Raw genomic sequence first — 16045 nt, 5'->3', positions numbered from 1 at the left:
AGGACATGTCACGGATACGGGCCGCGGTGCTGGGTTCGCCCATCGAGCACTCCCTCTCACCGGTGCTGCACCGCGCCGCGTACCAGGAGCTCGGCCTCGGAGACCGGTCGTACGACCGATTCGAGGTCGACGAGGACGCCCTGCCCGGGTTCATCGCACGGCTCGGCCCCGAGTGGGCCGGGCTGTCGCTGACCATGCCGCTCAAGCGGGCGATCATCCCGCTGCTCGACGCCATCAGTGACACGGCCGCCTCCGTCGAAACGGTCAACACCGTCGTCTTCACCGAGGACGGCCGCAAGGTCGGTGACAACACCGACATCCCCGGCCTGCTCGCGGCACTGAGCGAGCAGGGCGTGGAGAAGGTGGAGTCCGCCGCCGTCCTCGGCGCGGGCGCCACCGCCTCCTCGGCGCTCGCCGCGCTGGCACGGATCTGCACCGGCGCGGTGACCGCGTACGTACGCTCCGAGGCCCGAGCCGCGGAGATGCGCGAGTGGGGCGAGCGGCTCGGCGTGGACGTCCGCACGGCCGACTGGTCGCGGGCGTCCGAGGCGCTGGCCGCGCCCCTGGTCATCGCCACCACCCCGGCCGGGGCCACGGACGAGCTGGCCGCATCCGTGCCGGACGCTCCGGGCACCCTCTTCGACGTGCTCTACGACCCCTGGCCGACGCCCCTCGCCGCGGCCTGGACGCATCGCGGCGGCAGGCTCCTCGGCGGCCTCGACCTCCTGGTCCACCAGGCCGTCCTGCAGGTCGAGCTGATGACCGGCTGCCCCACCGCGCCGCTGGCGGCCATGCGCGCCGCGGGCGAGGCGGCGCTGCGCGCCCGCCACTGAGCGGGCCCGTAGACCGGTCCTAGATCCACATGTCGCCTCGGGTCGAGGTGCGCCGCCGTCCGACAGTTGGACCTGAGGGCGGTGTACCGGCCCGGACATGGGAGGATCGGGGTGAAGGCGGGTCCGGGCCGCGCACCCGATCGCGCCGCTGCTGAATCAGGCGCGAGCACGAGGAGCATCGTTGAGCAGGTTGCGTTGGCTGACGGCCGGGGAATCGCATGGCCCGGCTCTGGTAGCGACGCTGGAGGGGCTTCCCGCCGGCGTCCCGGTCACCACCGATCTGGTGGCCGAACACCTGGCCAGGCGCCGGCTCGGCTACGGCCGCGGTGCCCGGATGAAGTTCGAGCAGGACGAGATCACCTTCCTGGGCGGCGTCCGCCACGGGCTGTCGCAGGGGTCCCCGGTGGCCGTCATGATCGGCAACACCGAGTGGCCCAAGTGGGAGACCGTCATGTCGGCCGACCCGGTCGACCCCGCGCTGCTCAAGGAGACCGGACGCAACGCGGCGCTCACCCGCCCCCGCCCCGGCCACGCCGACCTCGCGGGCATGCAGAAGTACGGCTTCTCCGAGGCCCGGCCGATCCTGGAGCGCGCCAGCGCCCGTGAGACCGCCGCGCGCGTGGCCCTCGGCGCCATCGCCCGCTCCTTCATCAAGGAGGTCGCGGGCATCGAGATCGTCTCCCACGTCGTGGAGCTGGCGGGCGCCAAGGCCCCGTACGGCGTCTACCCGACGCCCGCCGACGTCGAGAAGCTCGACGCCGACCCGGTGCGGTGCCTCGACGCCGACGCGTCGAAGGCGATGGTCGCGGAGATCGACCAGGCCCACAAGGACGGCGACACCCTCGGCGGCGTCGTCGAGGTCCTCGCCTACGGGGTGCCCGTCGGCCTCGGCTCGCACGTGCACTGGGACCGCCGCCTCGACGCGCGCCTCGCGGCCGCGCTCATGGGCATCCAGGCCATCAAGGGCGTCGAGGTCGGCGACGGCTTCGACCTGGCCCGCGTGCCCGGCTCGCAGGCGCACGACGAGATCGTCTCCACCCCCGAGGGCATCAAGCGCACCTCCGGCCGCGCCGGCGGCACCGAGGGCGGTCTGACCACCGGCGAGCTGCTGCGCGTACGCGCCGCGATGAAGCCCATCGCGACCGTACCGAAGGCCCTCGCCACCGTGGACGTGGCCACCGGTGAAGCCACCGTCGCGCACCACCAGCGCTCCGACGTCTGTGCGGTGCCCGCCGCGGGCATCGTCGCCGAGGCCATGGTCGCCCTGGTGCTGGCCGACGCCGTCGTGGAGAAGTTCGGCGGCGACTCCGTCCCCGAGACCCGCCGCAACGTGCAGTCCTACCTCGACAACATGCAGATCCGGTGACGGGCACCCGTACGACAGGGCCCCTGGTGGTCCTCGTCGGCCCCATGGGGTCCGGCAAGTCCACCGTGGGCGAGCTGATCGCCCAGCGGCTCGGAGTCTCCTACCGGGACACCGACGCCGACATCGTCGCGGCCCAGGGCCGGGAGATCTCCGACATCTTCGTGGACGAGGGCGAACCCTACTTCCGTGAGCTGGAGCGGCAGGCGGTCACCGCCGCCGTCGCCGGACACGAGGGGGTCCTTGCCCTCGGGGGCGGCGCCGTCCTCGACGAGGCGACGCGCGAGCTGCTCACCGGACTGCCCGTGGCCTACCTCTCGATGGACGTCGAGGAAGCCGTGAAGCGCGTGGGCCTCGGCGCCGCGCGCCCGCTGCTCGCCATCAACCCGCGCCGCCAGTGGCGCGAGCTGATGGAGGCCCGACGCCCCCTGTACACCGAAGTGGCGCGCGTCGTGGTGGCCACCGACGACCGCACCCCCGAAGAGGTCGCCCAGGCGGTCCTCGACGCTCTGGAGTTGAAGAACGCATGACAGACCAGGTGACGCGGATCAAGGTCGGGGCGAGCGCGGGGCACGACGCGTACGACGTGCTGGTCGGCCGGCAGCTGCTCGGCGAGCTCGGCTCCCTGATCGGTACGAGGGCCCAGCGGGTCGCCGTCATCCACCCCGAGGCTCTCGCCTCGACCGGTGAGGCCCTGCGCGACGACCTCGCCGCCCAGGGGTACGAGGCCGTCGCCATCCAGGTGCCGAACGCCGAAGAGGCCAAGACGGCCGAGGTGGCGGCGTACTGCTGGAAGGCGCTGGGACAGTCCGGCTTCACCCGCACCGACGCCATCGTCGGCGTCGGTGGGGGATCCACCACGGACCTCGCGGGCTTCGTCGCGGCCTCCTGGCTGCGCGGAGTGCGCTGGATCGCCGTACCGACCACCATCCTGGCCATGGTGGACGCGGCCGTCGGTGGCAAGACCGGCATCAACACCGCCGAGGGCAAGAACCTCGTCGGAGCCTTCCACCCGCCGGCCGGCGTGCTCTGCGACCTGGCGGCGCTGGAATCGCTGCCGGTCAACGACTACGTCAGCGGCCTCGCCGAGATCATCAAGGCCGGGTTCATCTCCGACCCGGTCATCCTCGACCTGATCGAGGCGGACCCCGAGGCGGCGCGCACCCCCGCCGGCCCGCACACTGCCGAGCTGATCTGCCGCTCCATCCAGGTCAAGGCCGACGTGGTCTCCAGCGACCTCAAGGAATCGGGCCTGCGGGAGATCCTCAACTACGGGCACACCCTCGCGCACGCCATCGAGAAGAACGAGCGCTACAAGTGGCGCCACGGCGCGGCCGTCTCGATCGGCATGGTCTTCGCCGCGGAGCTCGGCCGGCTCGCGGGCCGGCTCGACGACGCGACGGCCGACCGGCACAAGGCCGTCCTCGCCTCGGTGGGGCTCCCGCTGACCTACCGCGGCGACCAGTGGCCCACCCTGCTGGAGAACATGAAGCTCGACAAGAAGTCCCGCGGAGACCTGCTGCGCTTCATCGTCCTGGACGGGCTGGCGAAGCCGACCGTCCTGGAAGGTCCCGACCCGGCCGTCCTCGTGGCAGCATTCGGCGAGGTCACGGCCTAGAACGGGCCAGTACGGGCCCGAACACCGGCCCGAACCGGCCTCGGCCGGGCCACCTCGTGACCTCGTGACCCGACGGGCCCCCGGGGTCATATAACGTTCTCGCATCAGTAGTGGTGGAACGAGACGGAGTGGCAGCGGATGCAGCAGGCAGTGGGAGGCGGGGGCTGGGAGCCGCCGGGGAGTCAGCACCCGGCGGCGCCCCCGCAGCCGCCGGTCCCCCCGGTGTCGGGCTGGCCCGTGTCTCCCATGCCCTCCGGGCCCGCGGCGCCCCTGGTCTCGCCGGGTCCGCCGGACGGGTTCACCGGGCACGTCCCGCTGCCGCCCGCCGCTCCCGGTACCGGAGGCGCCACCCTCGCGGTCCTGCTGATCGGCCCCGCGGGGGCCGGGAAGACCACGGTGGCCCGCCACTGGGCCGGCACCCGGCCCGTCCCCACCGCGCACATCAGCCTGGACGACGTACGCGAATGGGTCTGCTCGGGCTTCGCGGACCCGCAGGCCGGCTGGAACGACCACTCCGAGGCGCAGTACCGTCTCGCCCGCCGCACCTGCGGCTTCGCCGCCCGCAACTTCCTGGCCAACGGGATCTCGTGCATCCTCGACGACGCCGTGTTCCCGGACCGGCCGGTCGTGGGCCTCGGCGGCTGGAAGCGCCACGTCGGGCCCGCGCTGCTGCCCGTCGTACTGCTGCCCGGCCTGGAGATCGTGCTGGAACGCAACGCCGCCCGCTCCGGGAACCGGCGGCTCTCGGACGAGGAGGTCGCGCGGATCCACGGCCGGATGGCCGGCTGGTACGGATCCGGGCTGCCGATCATCGACAACTCCCACCTGGACGTCGAGGGCACCGCCCGCGCCCTGGACGAGACCCTGGCCCGCGTCATCTCGGCGCCGGCCCACTGAATCCGGCGCCCACGGAGCCGCCGGCTCGGGCCGGGCGCTCGTACGGCCGTGCTCGCCAGGCCGGATGGGCGATGCGCTCGTAGGCTCGGAAACATGTCAGACGTGTACGCGGCCCGCCGAGGCCTGCTTCGCGACCGCTGTGCGGCCGCCGGAAACGCCGCCGCACTCATCACGCGTCCGGCGAACGTCCGCTACCTCTCCGGGGCGTCACCGCTGGGCGCGGTCCTGCTGGTGGGTCCGGCCGGGGAGGACACGCTGTTCTGCGCCGGACAGCCCACGGGGGAGTCCGACGAGGGGCGGCTCGACGAGAACCTGCGGCTCTCCGTGCTGGCCGGCCCCGGGGCGGATCCCGCCGTGGCGGCCGCCGACACGGCATCCGCCGCCCGCGCCGATTCCCTGGCCGTCGAGGAACACCACCTCACCGTCGGCCGGCACCGCGCCCTGCGCTCCGTGGCGCCAGGGCTGCGCCTGGCCGATCTGGGAACCGCCGTCGAACAGCTCCGCCTCGTCAAGGACGAGGAGGAGATCGCCTGCCTGCGGATCGCCGCCGAAATCGCCGACCAGGCCCTCGGCGAGCTGCTGGAATCGATCCTGGTGGGCCGTACCGAACGGCACCTGGCCCTGGAGCTGGAACGCCGGCTAGTGGACCACGGGGCCGACGGGCCGGCCTTCCCGACTTCCGTCGGCACCGGCCCCCACTCCGGCCGCTCCCGGCACCGGCCCTCGGACCGGCGGGTGGAGGAGGGTGATTTCCTCTCCGTCTGCCTCGGCGCGAACTACCGGGGCTACCGCTGCGAGATCGGCCGCACCTTCGTGATCGGAACGACCCCCGCCGACTGGCAGATCGAGCTGTACGAGCTCGTCTTCGCCGCTCAGCGGGCGGGTCGCGAGGCCCTGCTGCCCGGCGCCGCGTACCGCGATGTGGATCACGCGGCCCGCTCCGTACTCGACTCCGCAGGTCACGGTGAGGCCCTCGCGGCGTGGACCGGACACGGGGTCGGGCTCGAAATCGACGAGGACCCGCAGCTTGCACCTACCGCCATGGGTAAACTGGACGCTTGCGTGCCGGTCACCGTCGAACCGGGGGTTCACCTCCCTGGCCGGGGTGGTGTCCGGATCGATGACACGCTCGTCGTACGCCCCGAGGCGGACGGCGGTCCCGAGCTACTCACCATTACGACCAAGGAGCTGCTCGCGCTCTAGCCCGCGTCGCCGGGCTGAGCGCGCACCCGTGGTCTTCCAGTGCAGGAGATTCCCACACCGTGGCTTCCACGAACGACCTCAAGAACGGCATGGTGCTGAAGCTCGATGGGGGCCAGCTCTGGTCCGTCATCGAGTTCCAGCACGTCAAGCCCGGCAAGGGCCCGGCCTTCGTGCGCACCAAGCTGAAGAGCGTCATGTCCGGCAAGGTCGTCGACAAGACGTTCAACGCCGGCACCAAGGTCGAGACGGCCACCATCGACCGCCGCGACATGCAGTTCTCCTACATGGACGGCGAGTACTTCGTCTTCATGGACATGGAGACCTACGACCAGCTCATGGTCGACAAGAAGGCCGTCGGCGACTCCGCCAACTTCCTGATCGAGGGCTTCACCGCCTCCGTGGCCCGCCACGAGGGCGAGGTGCTCTACGTCGAGCTGCCGGCCGCCGTCGAGCTGGTCATCCAGCACACCGACCCGGGCGTCCAGGGCGACCGGTCCACCGGTGGCACCAAGCCGGCGACGCTGGAGACCGGTCACGAGATCCAGGTTCCGCTCTTCGTCAACATCGGCGAGAAGGTCAAGGTCGACACCCGTACCAGCGACTACCTCGGCCGGGTGAACAGCTAACCGTGGCTGCCCGGAGCAACGCGCGCAAGCGCGCTTTCCAGATCCTGTTCGAGGCCGACCAGCGCGGGGTGCCCGTGCGCGAGGTCCTCGCGGACTGGGTCCGCCACTCGCGGTCGGACACCGACCGCCAGCCCGCGGTGAACGAGTTCACCATGGAGCTCGTCGAGGGGTACGCCGACAAGGTGGACCGCATCGACGACCTGATCGCCACCTACGCCGTGGACTGGGACCTCGACCGCATGCCGGTCGTCGACCGGAACATCGTGCGCCTCGGTGCCTACGAGCTGATCTGGGTCGACGGAACCCCGGACGCCGTGGCCATCGACGAGGCCGTCCAGCTGGCCAAGGAGTTCTCCACGGACGAGTCGCCCTCGTTCGTGAACGGGCTCCTCGGCCGCTTCAAGGACCTCAAGCCGAAGCTGCGCCGCAGCGAGAGCTGACACGCGGCAGTACGGCGAGAACGCCAGGGCCCGCAGCGCACGCGCGCTGCGGGCCCTGCGGCGTACTCGGGGCGGTCCGACGGTCCGGAGGGTCCTGAAGGCCGGGACCCCGGACGACAGGGACGCAAAAAACCGGCGGGTGCCCGGGGCCGGGCGGGCTCCCGCCCCCCGCCGGTAACGTTTCTGCTGAGCGCTGTGGGGACTAGTTGTCCTCGTGCGCCACCGCGCGACGTGCGTCCGCGTCCAGTACGCCCCAGCTGATCAGCTGCTCGGTGAGGACCGAGGGGGACTGGTCGTAGATGACGGCGAGGGTGCGCAGGTCGTCCTGGCGGATCGAGAGCACCTTGCCGTTGTAGTCGCCGCGCTGGCTCTGGATGGTCGCCGCGTAACGCTGCAGCGGGCCGGCCTTCTCGGCGGGTACGTGGGCCAGCCGCTCCAGATCCAGGCGCAGCTTCGGCGGCGGCTCGGCCGCTCCACCGGGGGTCGTACCAGGCAGGAGCTCCTGCACCGGCACCCCGTAGAAGTCCGCCAGCTCGGCGAGACGCTGGACGGTCACGGCGCGGTCGCCGCGCTCGTAAGAGCCGACCACCACGGCCTTCCACCGGCCCTGGGACTTCTCCTCGACACCGTGGAGGGAAAGGCCCTGCTGGGTGCGGATGGCGCGGAGCTTGGCCCCGAGCTGTTTGGCGTATTCGCTGGACATAACGCTCCCGGACGCTGTGACGACATGACCACGTGCGGCTCCGCCGCGCGGCTGGTAACTCACTGTGAGGTTACGCAGCGTTACTTGGATGCGTCAAGCCGAATGGTCTGTGACGCCTACTTGAGAGGGGCCCCGGGCTGCCCCGATGCCAGGTCGCCGGAATCCCCCTGGTACCGTGGAGCGCGTAGATCAGACGTCCTTTAAGGTCCGTCCCGTGAGGCGGAGAAGGAGGTCCTTTTCATGGACACTCAGAACTTCCGGAACTCCCAGAACCTCGAGGGCGCAGACGCCGATGTCATGCGCCCCGTTCTCGAAGCGCAGGACATCGCCCGCGTCCTGACCCGTATCGCCCACGAAATCGTCGAACGCGCCAAGGGCGCCGACGACGTGGTGCTGCTCGGCATTCCCACCCGCGGTGTATTCCTCGCCCGCCGGCTGGCCGCCAAGCTCGAAGAGGTCACCGGCGCGAAGATCCCGGTCGGCTCCCTCGACATCACCATGTACCGCGACGACCTGCGGATGAAGCCGGCCCGGGCGATCGGCCGCACCGAGATTCCCGGCGACGACATCGACGGCCGCCTGGTCGTCCTCGTCGACGACGTTCTCTTCTCCGGCCGCACCATCCGCGCCGCCCTCGACGCCCTCGGCGACATCGGCCGCCCCCGCGCGGTGCAGCTCGCCGTCCTCGTCGACCGGGGCCACCGCGAACTGCCGATCCGCGCCGACTACGTCGGCAAGAACCTCCCCACGTCGCTGCGGGAGAACGTCCAGGTCCAGGTCCAGGAGGAGGACGGCCGCGACGCCGTGCTCCTCGGCCAGCGGACCGCCCGGGCAGCCGGGCAGTAGCCCTTGTGAACGGCCGGGCCCCTCGGGGTCCGCGCCGGAGCCTGCCCTGCCCGCACCCCCAGCCAGCCCGTCTGACTGCCCTCCCCGACTTACGGAGCACCCGGATGAAGCGCCACCTCATCTCGGCCGCCGACCTCACGCGCGACGACGCCGTCCTCATCCTCGACACCGCCGAGGAGATGGCCCGCGTCGCGGACCGGCCGATAAAGAAGCTGCCCACCCTGCGCGGCCGCACGATCTGCAACCTCTTCTTCGAAGACTCCACCCGTACCCGGATCTCCTTCGAAGCTGCCGAGAAGCGCCTCTCCGCCGACGTGATCAACTTCGCGGCCAAGGGCTCCAGCGTCTCCAAGGGCGAGTCCCTCAAGGACACCGCCCAGACCCTGGAGGCCATGGGCGTCGACGCGGTCGTCATCCGGCACCACGCCTCCGGCGCCCCCTACCGGCTCGCCACCTCCGGCTGGATCGACGCACCGGTGATCAACGCCGGGGACGGCACCCACGAGCACCCCACCCAGGCCCTGCTGGACGCCTTCACCATGCGCCGCCGCCTGGTCGGCAAGGACACCGGGCTCGGCAAGGACCTGAACGGCCGCCGGATCACCATCGTCGGCGACATCCTGCACAGCCGGGTCGCCCGCTCCAACGTCCACCTGCTGCACACCCTCGGCGCCCAGGTCACCCTGGTGGCCCCGCCCACCCTGGTGCCGGTCGGCGTCGAGGCCTGGCCGTGCGAGATCTCGTACAGCCTGGACGAGGTACTGCCCAAGTCCGACGCCGTGATGATGCTGAGGGTCCAGCGCGAGCGGATGAACGCGGCCTTCTTCCCGACCGAGCGCGAGTACTCCCGCCGCTACGGCCTGGACGGCGCCCGCATGGCGCGCATGCCCGAGCACGCCATCGTGATGCACCCCGGCCCGATGGTCCGCGGCATGGAGATCACCGCCGAGGTGGCCGACTCCGACCGCTGCACGGTCATCGAGCAGGTCACCAACGGCGTCTCGATCCGCATGGCCGTCCTGTACCTGCTGCTCGGAGGCTCCGAGCCCGCCGTCACCACCACCAGCACGCCCCGCACCGAGGAGAGCAAGTAAAGATGAGCAAGATCCTTATCCGTGGCGCGAAGGTACTCGGTGGCGACGTCCAGGACGTCCTGATCGACGGCGAGACCATCGCCGCCGTGGGCGCCGGCCTGGACGCCGGCGACGCGACCGTCATCGAGGCCGCGGGCCAGGTCCTCCTCCCCGGCCTCGTCGACCTCCACACCCACCTGCGCGAGCCCGGCCGCGAGGACTCCGAGACCGTCCTCACCGGCACCCGCGCCGCCGCCTCCGGCGGCTACACCGCCGTCTTCGCCATGGCCAACACCTTCCCCGTCGCCGACACCGCCGGCGTCGTCGAGCAGGTGTGGCGCCTGGGCAAGGAGTCCGGCTACTGCGACGTGCAGCCCATCGGCGCCGTCACCATCGGCCTGGAGGGCAAGCAGCTCTCCGAGCTGGGCGCCATGCACGAGTCCGCGGCCCGTGTCACCGTCTTCTCCGACGACGGCAAGTGCGTGGACGACGCCGTGATCATGCGCCGCGCCCTGGAGTACGTGAAGGCCTTCGGCGGCGTCGTCGCCCAGCACGCCCAGGAGCCCCGCCTCACCGAGGGCGCCCAGATGAACGAGGGCATCGTCTCCGCCGAGCTGGGACTGGGCGGCTGGCCGGCCGTCGCCGAGGAGTCGGTCATCGCCCGCGACGTCCTGCTCGCCGAGCACGTCGGCTCCCGCGTCCACATCTGCCACCTCTCCACCGCCGGCTCCGTCGAGATCATCCGCTGGGCCAAGTCCCGCGGCATCGACGTCACCGCCGAGGTCACCCCGCACCACCTGCTCCTCACCGACGAGCTCGTGCGCTCGTACAACCCGGTCTACAAGGTCAACCCGCCGCTGCGCACCGAAGCCGACGTGCTGGCCCTGCGCGAGGCGCTGGCCGACGGCACGATCGACATCGTCGCCACCGACCACGCCCCGCACCCGCACGAGGACAAGGACTGCGAGTGGGCCGCCGCAGCCATGGGCATGGTCGGCCTGGAGACCGCGCTCTCCGTCGTCCAGCAGACGATGGTGGAGACCGGACTGCTCGACTGGGCGGGCGTCGCCGAGCGGATGTCCTTCGCCCCGGCGCGCATCGGCAGCCTCCCGAATCACGGACGCCCCGTCTCGGCAGGTGAACCCGCGAACCTGACCTTGGTCGATACCTCGTACCGTGGTGTCGTGGACCCCGCACACTTCGCCTCCCGCAGCCGCAACACGCCTTACGAGGGCCGTGAGCTGCCGGGGCGCGTCACTCACACCTTCCTGCGGGGCCGGGCAACGGTCGTGGACGGGACGCTGGCGTGACACCTGCAGTAATCCAACTGGCCGCCGAGGCCGAACGGCAGTCGGCGGAGGTGACGGACTGGGGCGCCCGCATCGCGTGGGTGATCGGTCTCCTCGTCTTCATCGCGTTCGTGTACTGGCTGATGCGGCAGGGCTGGAAATGGCGCGGCACCCTGCAGAGCGATCTGCCGGAGCTGCCCGCCGCCCCCGGCGGTCTCCCCGAACACCGGCTGGCCCTGACCGGCCGCTACCACGGGTCCACCACCGCCGGGCAGTGGCTCGACCGGATCGTCGCCCACGGGCTGGGCGTCCGCAGCCGGGTCGAGCTCACGCTCACCGACACGGGCCTCGACGTGGTCCGTCCGGGTGCCACCGACTTCTACGTACCGGCCGCGCAGCTGCGCGGCGCCCGCCTCGACAAGGGAATCGCGGGCAAGGTACTGACCGAGGGCGGTCTCCTCGTCGTCACATGGGCGCATGGCGACAGGCTGATCGACTCCGGATTCCGCTCCGACCGCGCGGCAGAACACGCCGCCTGGGTCGAAGCGATCAACCTCATGAACCACTCAATCACCACGACGGAAGGCGCCGAACGATGACGACCTCCACCAGGGGAGCAGCCAAAACTCCCGCCGTACTCGTCCTGGAGGACGGTCGGATCTTCCGCGGCCGCGCCTACGGCGCTGTGGGGGAGACCTTCGGCGAGGCCGTGTTCTCCACCGGCATGACCGGCTACCAGGAGACCCTCACCGACCCGTCGTACCACCGGCAGGTCGTCGTGATGACCGCCCCGCACGTGGGCAACACCGGAGTCAACGACGAGGACCCCGAGTCCTCCCGGATCTGGGTCGCCGGGTACGTCGTACGCGACCCCGCCCGCGTCCCCTCCAACTGGCGCTCCCGCCGCTCGCTGGACGAGGAGCTCGTCAAGCAGGGCGTCGTCGGGATCTCCGGCATCGACACCCGCGCCCTCACCCGCCACCTGCGCGAGCGCGGCGCCATGCGCGTCGGCATCTTCTCCGGCGAGGTCTGGGACGGGGTCCGCGACGAGGCCCTGCTGGCCCGCGTCCAGGCCGCCCCGCAGATGAAGGGCGCCGACCTCTCCGCAGAGGTCGCCACCAAGGAGACCTACGTGGTCCCCGCGATCGGCGAGAAGAAGTTCACCGTCGCCGCGGTCGACCTCGGCATCAAGGGCATGACCCCGCACCGGATGGCCCAGCGCGGCATCGAGGTGCACGTGCTCCCCGCCACCGCCACCGTCGAGGACGTGTACGCGGTCAACCCCGACGGCGTGTTCTTCTCGAACGGCCCGGGCGACCCGGCCACCGCCGACCACGCGGTCTCCGTCATGCAGGGCGTCCTCGCCCGCAAGACCCCGCTCTTCGGCATCTGCTTCGGCAACCAGATCCTCGGCCGCGCGCTCGGCTTCGGCACCTACAAGCTGAAGTACGGCCACCGGGGCATCAACCAGCCGGTGCAGGACCGCACCACCGGCAAGGTCGAGATCACCGCGCACAACCACGGCTTCGCCGTGGACGCGCCCCTCGACAAGGTGTCCGAGACCCCCTACGGCCGCGCCGAGGTCTCGCACGTCTGCCTGAACGACAACGTCGTGGAAGGCCTCCAGCTGCTCGACCAGCCGGCCTTCTCCGTCCAGTACCACCCCGAGGCAGCCGCCGGCCCGCACGACGCCGCGTACCTCTTCGACCGCTTCACGTCTTTGATGGAAACCGCCCAGATGGAGGCCGAGCGTGCCTAAGCGCACCGATATCCAGTCCGTCCTGGTCATCGGCTCCGGCCCGATCGTCATCGGCCAGGCCGCCGAGTTCGACTACTCCGGCACCCAGGCCTGCCGCATCCTCAAGGCCGAGGGCCTGCGGGTCATCCTGGTGAACTCCAACCCCGCCACGATCATGACCGACCCGGAGATCGCCGACGCCACGTACGTCGAGCCGATCACCCCCGAGTTCGTCGAGAAGATCATCGCGAAGGAGCGCCCCGACGCGCTGCTTCCGACCCTCGGCGGCCAGACCGCGCTGAACACCGCCATCTCCATGCACGAGCAGGGTGTGCTGGAGAAGTACAACGTCGAGCTCATCGGCGCCAACGTCGAGGCCATCAACAAGGGCGAGGACCGCGAGCTCTTCAAGGGCGTCGTCGAAGCCGTCAAGGCCAAGATCGGCTACGGCGAGTCCGCCCGCTCGGTCATCTGCCACACGATGGACGACATCATCGCCGGCGTCGACACCCTCGGCGGCTACCCCGTCGTCGTGCGCCCCTCCTTCACCATGGGCGGCGCCGGCTCAGGCTTCGCCCACGACGAGGAGGAGCTGCGCCGCATCGCCGGCCAGGGCCTGATGCTCTCCCCGACCACCGAGGTGCTCCTGGAGGAGTCCATCCTCGGCTGGAAGGAGTACGAGCTCGAGCTGATGCGCGACACCAAGGACAACGTCGTCGTCGTCTGCTCCATCGAGAACTTCGACCCGATGGGCGTCCACACCGGCGACTCGATCACCGTCGCCCCGGCGATGACGCTGACCGACCGCGAGTACCAGCGGCTGCGTGACATCGGCATCGCGATCATCCGCGAGGTCGGCGTCGACACCGGCGGCTGCAACATCCAGTTCGCGATCGACCCGGCCGACGGCCGCGTCATCGTCATCGAGATGAACCCGCGCGTCTCGCGCTCCTCGGCGCTCGCGTCGAAGGCCACCGGCTTCCCGATCGCCAAGATCGCCGCCAAGCTGGCCATCGGCTACACGCTCGACGAGGTCCCCAACGACATCACCGAGAAGACGCCGGCCTCCTTCGAGCCGTCCCTCGACTACGTAGTCGTCAAGGCCCCGCGGTTCGCCTTCGAGAAGTTCCCGCTCGCCGACGCCACCCTCACCACCACCATGAAGTCGGTGGGCGAGGCCATGGCCATCGGCCGCAACTTCACCGAGGCCCTCCAGAAGGCCCTGCGCTCGCTGGAGAAGAAGGGCTCGCAGTTCACCTTCGTCGGCCCCACCGGCGACAAGGACGAGCTGCTCGCCATCGCGGTCCGCCCGACCGACGGCCGCATCAACACCGTCATGCAGGCCATCCGCGCCGGCGCCACCCAGGAAGAGGTCTTCGAGTTCACGAAGATCGACCCCTGGTTCGTCGACCAGCTCTTCCTCATCAAGGAGATCGCGGACGAACTGGCCGCCGCCGAGAAGCTCCACCCCGAGCTGCTCGCCGAGGCCAAGCGCCACGGCTTCTCCGACGCCCAGATCGCCGAGATCCGCGGCCTGCGCGAAGACGTGGTCCGCGAGGTCCGCCACGCGCTCGGCGTCCGCCCGGTCTACAAGACGGTCGACACCTGCGCCGCCGAGTTCGCCGCGAAGACCCCGTACTTCTACTCCTCCTACGACGAGGAGTCCGAAGTCGCCCCGCGCGAGAAGCCCGCGGTCATCATCCTGGGCTCCGGCCCGAACCGCATCGGCCAGGGCATCGAGTTCGACTACTCCTGCGTCCACGCCTCCTTCGCCCTCAGCGACGCCGGCTACGAGACCGTGATGGTCAACTGCAACCCGGAGACCGTCTCCACCGACTACGACACCTCCGACCGCCTGTACTTCGAGCCGCTCACGCTCGAAGACGTGCTGGAGATCGTCCACGCCGAATCACTGGCCGGTCCCATCGCCGGTGTCATCGTCCAGCTCGGCGGCCAGACCCCCCTGGGCCTCGCCCAGGCCCTCAAGGACAACGGCGTCCCCGTCGTCGGCACCCCGCCGGAGGCCATCCACGCCGCCGAGGACCGCGGAGCCTTCGGCCAGGTCCTCGCCGAGGCCGGCCTGCCCGCCCCCAAGCACGGCACCGCCACCACCTTCGCCGGCGCCAAGGCCATCGCCGACGAGATCGGCTACCCCGTCCTCGTACGCCCCTCGTACGTGCTCGGCGGCCGCGGCATGGAGATCGTCTACGACGAGGACCGGCTGTCCTCCTACATCGCCGAGTCCACCGAGATCTCGCCGACCCGCCCCGTGCTGGTCGACCGCTTCCTCGACGACGCGATCGAGATCGACGTCGACGCCCTCTACGACGGCACCGAGCTCTACCTCGGCGGCGTCATGGAGCACATCGAGGAAGCCGGCATCCACTCCGGCGACTCCGCCTGCGCCCTGCCCCCGATCACCCTCGGCGGCTACGACATCAAGCGCCTGCGCGCCTCCACCGAGGCCATCGCCAAGGGCGTCGGAGTCCGCGGCCTGATCAACATCCAGTTCGCGATGGCGGGTGACATCCTCTACGTCCTGGAGGCCAACCCGCGCGCCTCCCGGACCGTCCCCTTCACCTCGAAGGCGACCGCCGTCCCGCTCGCGAAGGCCGCCGCCCGCATCTCGCTCGGCACCACCATCGCCGAGCTCCGCGAAGAGGGCATGCTCCCGAAGAACGGCGACGGCGGCACCCTGCCGCTCGACGCGCCGATCTCCGTCAAGGAGGCCGTCATGCCGTGGTCGCGCTTCCGCGACATCCACGGCCGCGGCGTCGACACCGTCCTCGGCCCGGAGATGCGCTCCACCGGCGAGGTCATGGGCATCGACTCCGTCTTCGGCACGGCGTACGCCAAGTCGCAGGCCGGCGCCTACGGCCCGCTGCCCACCAAGGGCCGCGCGTTCATCTCCGTCGCCAACCGCGACAAGCGCACGATGATCTTCCCGGCCCGCGAGCTCGTCGCCCACGGCTTCGAGCTGATGGCCACCTCGGGCACCGCGGAGGTGCTGCGCCGCAACGGCATCAACGCCACCGTCGTGCGCAAGCTCAGCGAGGGCGAGGGCCCCAACGGCGAGAAGACCATCGTCCAGCTCATCCACGACGGCCAGGTCGACCTGATCGTCAACACCCCGTACGGCACCGGTGGCCGCCTCGACGGCTACGAGATCCGCACGGCCGCCGTGGCGCGCGGAGTTCCGTGCCTCACCACGGTCCAGGCGCTCGCCGCGGCCGTCCAGGGCATCGACGCGCTCAACCGCGGCGACGTGGGCGTCCGCTCGCTCCAGGAGCACGCGCGGCGGCTGACCGCGGCCCGCGACTAGGTCCCGTGCGCCCGGCTCCATCGGCCGGGCAGGACCGATCAGCCCGTACGGCCCGTAATGGGGGAGGGGGACACCGTCAAGCGCGATGCGCGAC

Annotated in this window: 15 protein-coding genes; 14 read left to right on the top strand and 1 reads right to left on the bottom strand. The window is 70.9% G+C overall.

Features of this window, described 5'->3' with window-relative positions:
- The first annotated feature begins 5 nt into the window (after window positions 1–5).
- The 8 genes from OTB20_RS02010 (at window position 6) to nusB (ending at window position 6980) form a co-directional block, all read left to right on the top strand.
- Window positions 6–833, top strand: a complete 828-nt coding sequence (locus tag OTB20_RS02010; protein ID WP_267814757.1) for a shikimate dehydrogenase — start codon at window positions 6–8, stop codon at window positions 831–833.
- A gap of 181 nt (window positions 834–1014) precedes the next feature.
- Window positions 1015–2199, top strand: coding sequence for a chorismate synthase (aroC, locus tag OTB20_RS02005; RefSeq protein ID WP_267758717.1), 1185 nt, complete (start codon window positions 1015–1017; stop codon window positions 2197–2199).
- 44 nt (window positions 2200–2243) lie between these two features.
- The gene (locus OTB20_RS02000) at window positions 2244–2726 is read left to right on the top strand and encodes a shikimate kinase (protein WP_267815079.1); all 483 of its coding nucleotides are present in this window, start codon (window positions 2244–2246) and stop codon (window positions 2724–2726) included.
- Window positions 2723–3814 (top strand): 3-dehydroquinate synthase, encoded by a 1092-nt coding sequence (gene aroB, locus OTB20_RS01995; RefSeq protein WP_267814756.1) that lies wholly within the window; start codon window positions 2723–2725, stop codon window positions 3812–3814. The genes OTB20_RS02000 and aroB overlap by 4 nt, the downstream gene beginning before the upstream one ends.
- Before the next feature lie 138 nt (window positions 3815–3952).
- Complete coding sequence (locus OTB20_RS01990) at window positions 3953–4711, top strand: AAA family ATPase (protein ID WP_267758719.1); 759 nt, start codon at window positions 3953–3955, stop codon at window positions 4709–4711.
- 93 nt (window positions 4712–4804) lie between these two features.
- Entirely contained in the window at window positions 4805–5914 is a 1110-nt protein-coding gene (locus OTB20_RS01985; protein ID WP_267814754.1) for an aminopeptidase P family protein, read from the top strand.
- Between the two features lie 59 nt (window positions 5915–5973).
- Window positions 5974–6540 (top strand): elongation factor P, encoded by a 567-nt coding sequence (gene efp / locus OTB20_RS01980; RefSeq protein ID WP_267758721.1) that lies wholly within the window; start codon window positions 5974–5976, stop codon window positions 6538–6540.
- 2 nt (window positions 6541–6542) lie between these two features.
- Entirely contained in the window at window positions 6543–6980 is a 438-nt protein-coding gene (nusB, locus tag OTB20_RS01975) for a transcription antitermination factor NusB (RefSeq protein ID WP_267758722.1), read from the top strand.
- A 202-nt stretch (window positions 6981–7182) separates the two neighbouring features.
- On the opposite strand, the gene bldD is transcribed toward nusB, so the two are convergent.
- Complete coding sequence (gene bldD, locus OTB20_RS01970) at window positions 7183–7683, bottom strand: transcriptional regulator BldD (protein WP_267814752.1); 501 nt, start codon at window positions 7681–7683, stop codon at window positions 7183–7185.
- A gap of 240 nt (window positions 7684–7923) precedes the next feature.
- On the opposite strand from bldD, the gene pyrR reads away from it, so the two are divergent.
- From pyrR to carB, 6 genes are all read left to right on the top strand, one after another.
- On the top strand, window positions 7924–8529 hold the full coding sequence (gene pyrR, locus OTB20_RS01965; RefSeq protein ID WP_324289376.1) for a bifunctional pyr operon transcriptional regulator/uracil phosphoribosyltransferase PyrR: 606 nt from the start codon (window positions 7924–7926) through the stop codon (window positions 8527–8529).
- A gap of 104 nt (window positions 8530–8633) precedes the next feature.
- Window positions 8634–9623, top strand: a complete 990-nt coding sequence (locus OTB20_RS01960) for an aspartate carbamoyltransferase catalytic subunit (RefSeq protein WP_267758723.1) — start codon at window positions 8634–8636, stop codon at window positions 9621–9623.
- A gap of 2 nt (window positions 9624–9625) precedes the next feature.
- On the top strand, window positions 9626–10912 hold the full coding sequence (locus OTB20_RS01955) for a dihydroorotase (RefSeq protein ID WP_267758724.1): 1287 nt from the start codon (window positions 9626–9628) through the stop codon (window positions 10910–10912).
- Complete coding sequence (locus OTB20_RS01950) at window positions 10909–11490, top strand: hypothetical protein (protein WP_267814751.1); 582 nt, start codon at window positions 10909–10911, stop codon at window positions 11488–11490. The genes OTB20_RS01955 and OTB20_RS01950 overlap by 4 nt, the downstream gene beginning before the upstream one ends.
- Complete coding sequence (carA, locus tag OTB20_RS01945; RefSeq protein ID WP_267814750.1) at window positions 11487–12650, top strand: glutamine-hydrolyzing carbamoyl-phosphate synthase small subunit; 1164 nt, start codon at window positions 11487–11489, stop codon at window positions 12648–12650. The genes OTB20_RS01950 and carA overlap by 4 nt, the downstream gene beginning before the upstream one ends.
- On the top strand, window positions 12643–15951 hold the full coding sequence (gene carB / locus OTB20_RS01940; protein ID WP_267814749.1) for a carbamoyl-phosphate synthase large subunit: 3309 nt from the start codon (window positions 12643–12645) through the stop codon (window positions 15949–15951). The genes carA and carB overlap by 8 nt, the downstream gene beginning before the upstream one ends.
- Window positions 15952–16045 lie beyond the last annotated feature (94 nt).

The organism is Streptomyces sp. H27-H1 (assembly GCF_026627445.1).
Taxonomy (GTDB): Bacteria; Actinomycetota; Actinomycetes; order Streptomycetales; family Streptomycetaceae; genus Streptomyces.
The sequence above is the reverse complement of the archived record's forward strand: the minus strand, read 5'-3'. Positions and strand labels throughout refer to the sequence as shown.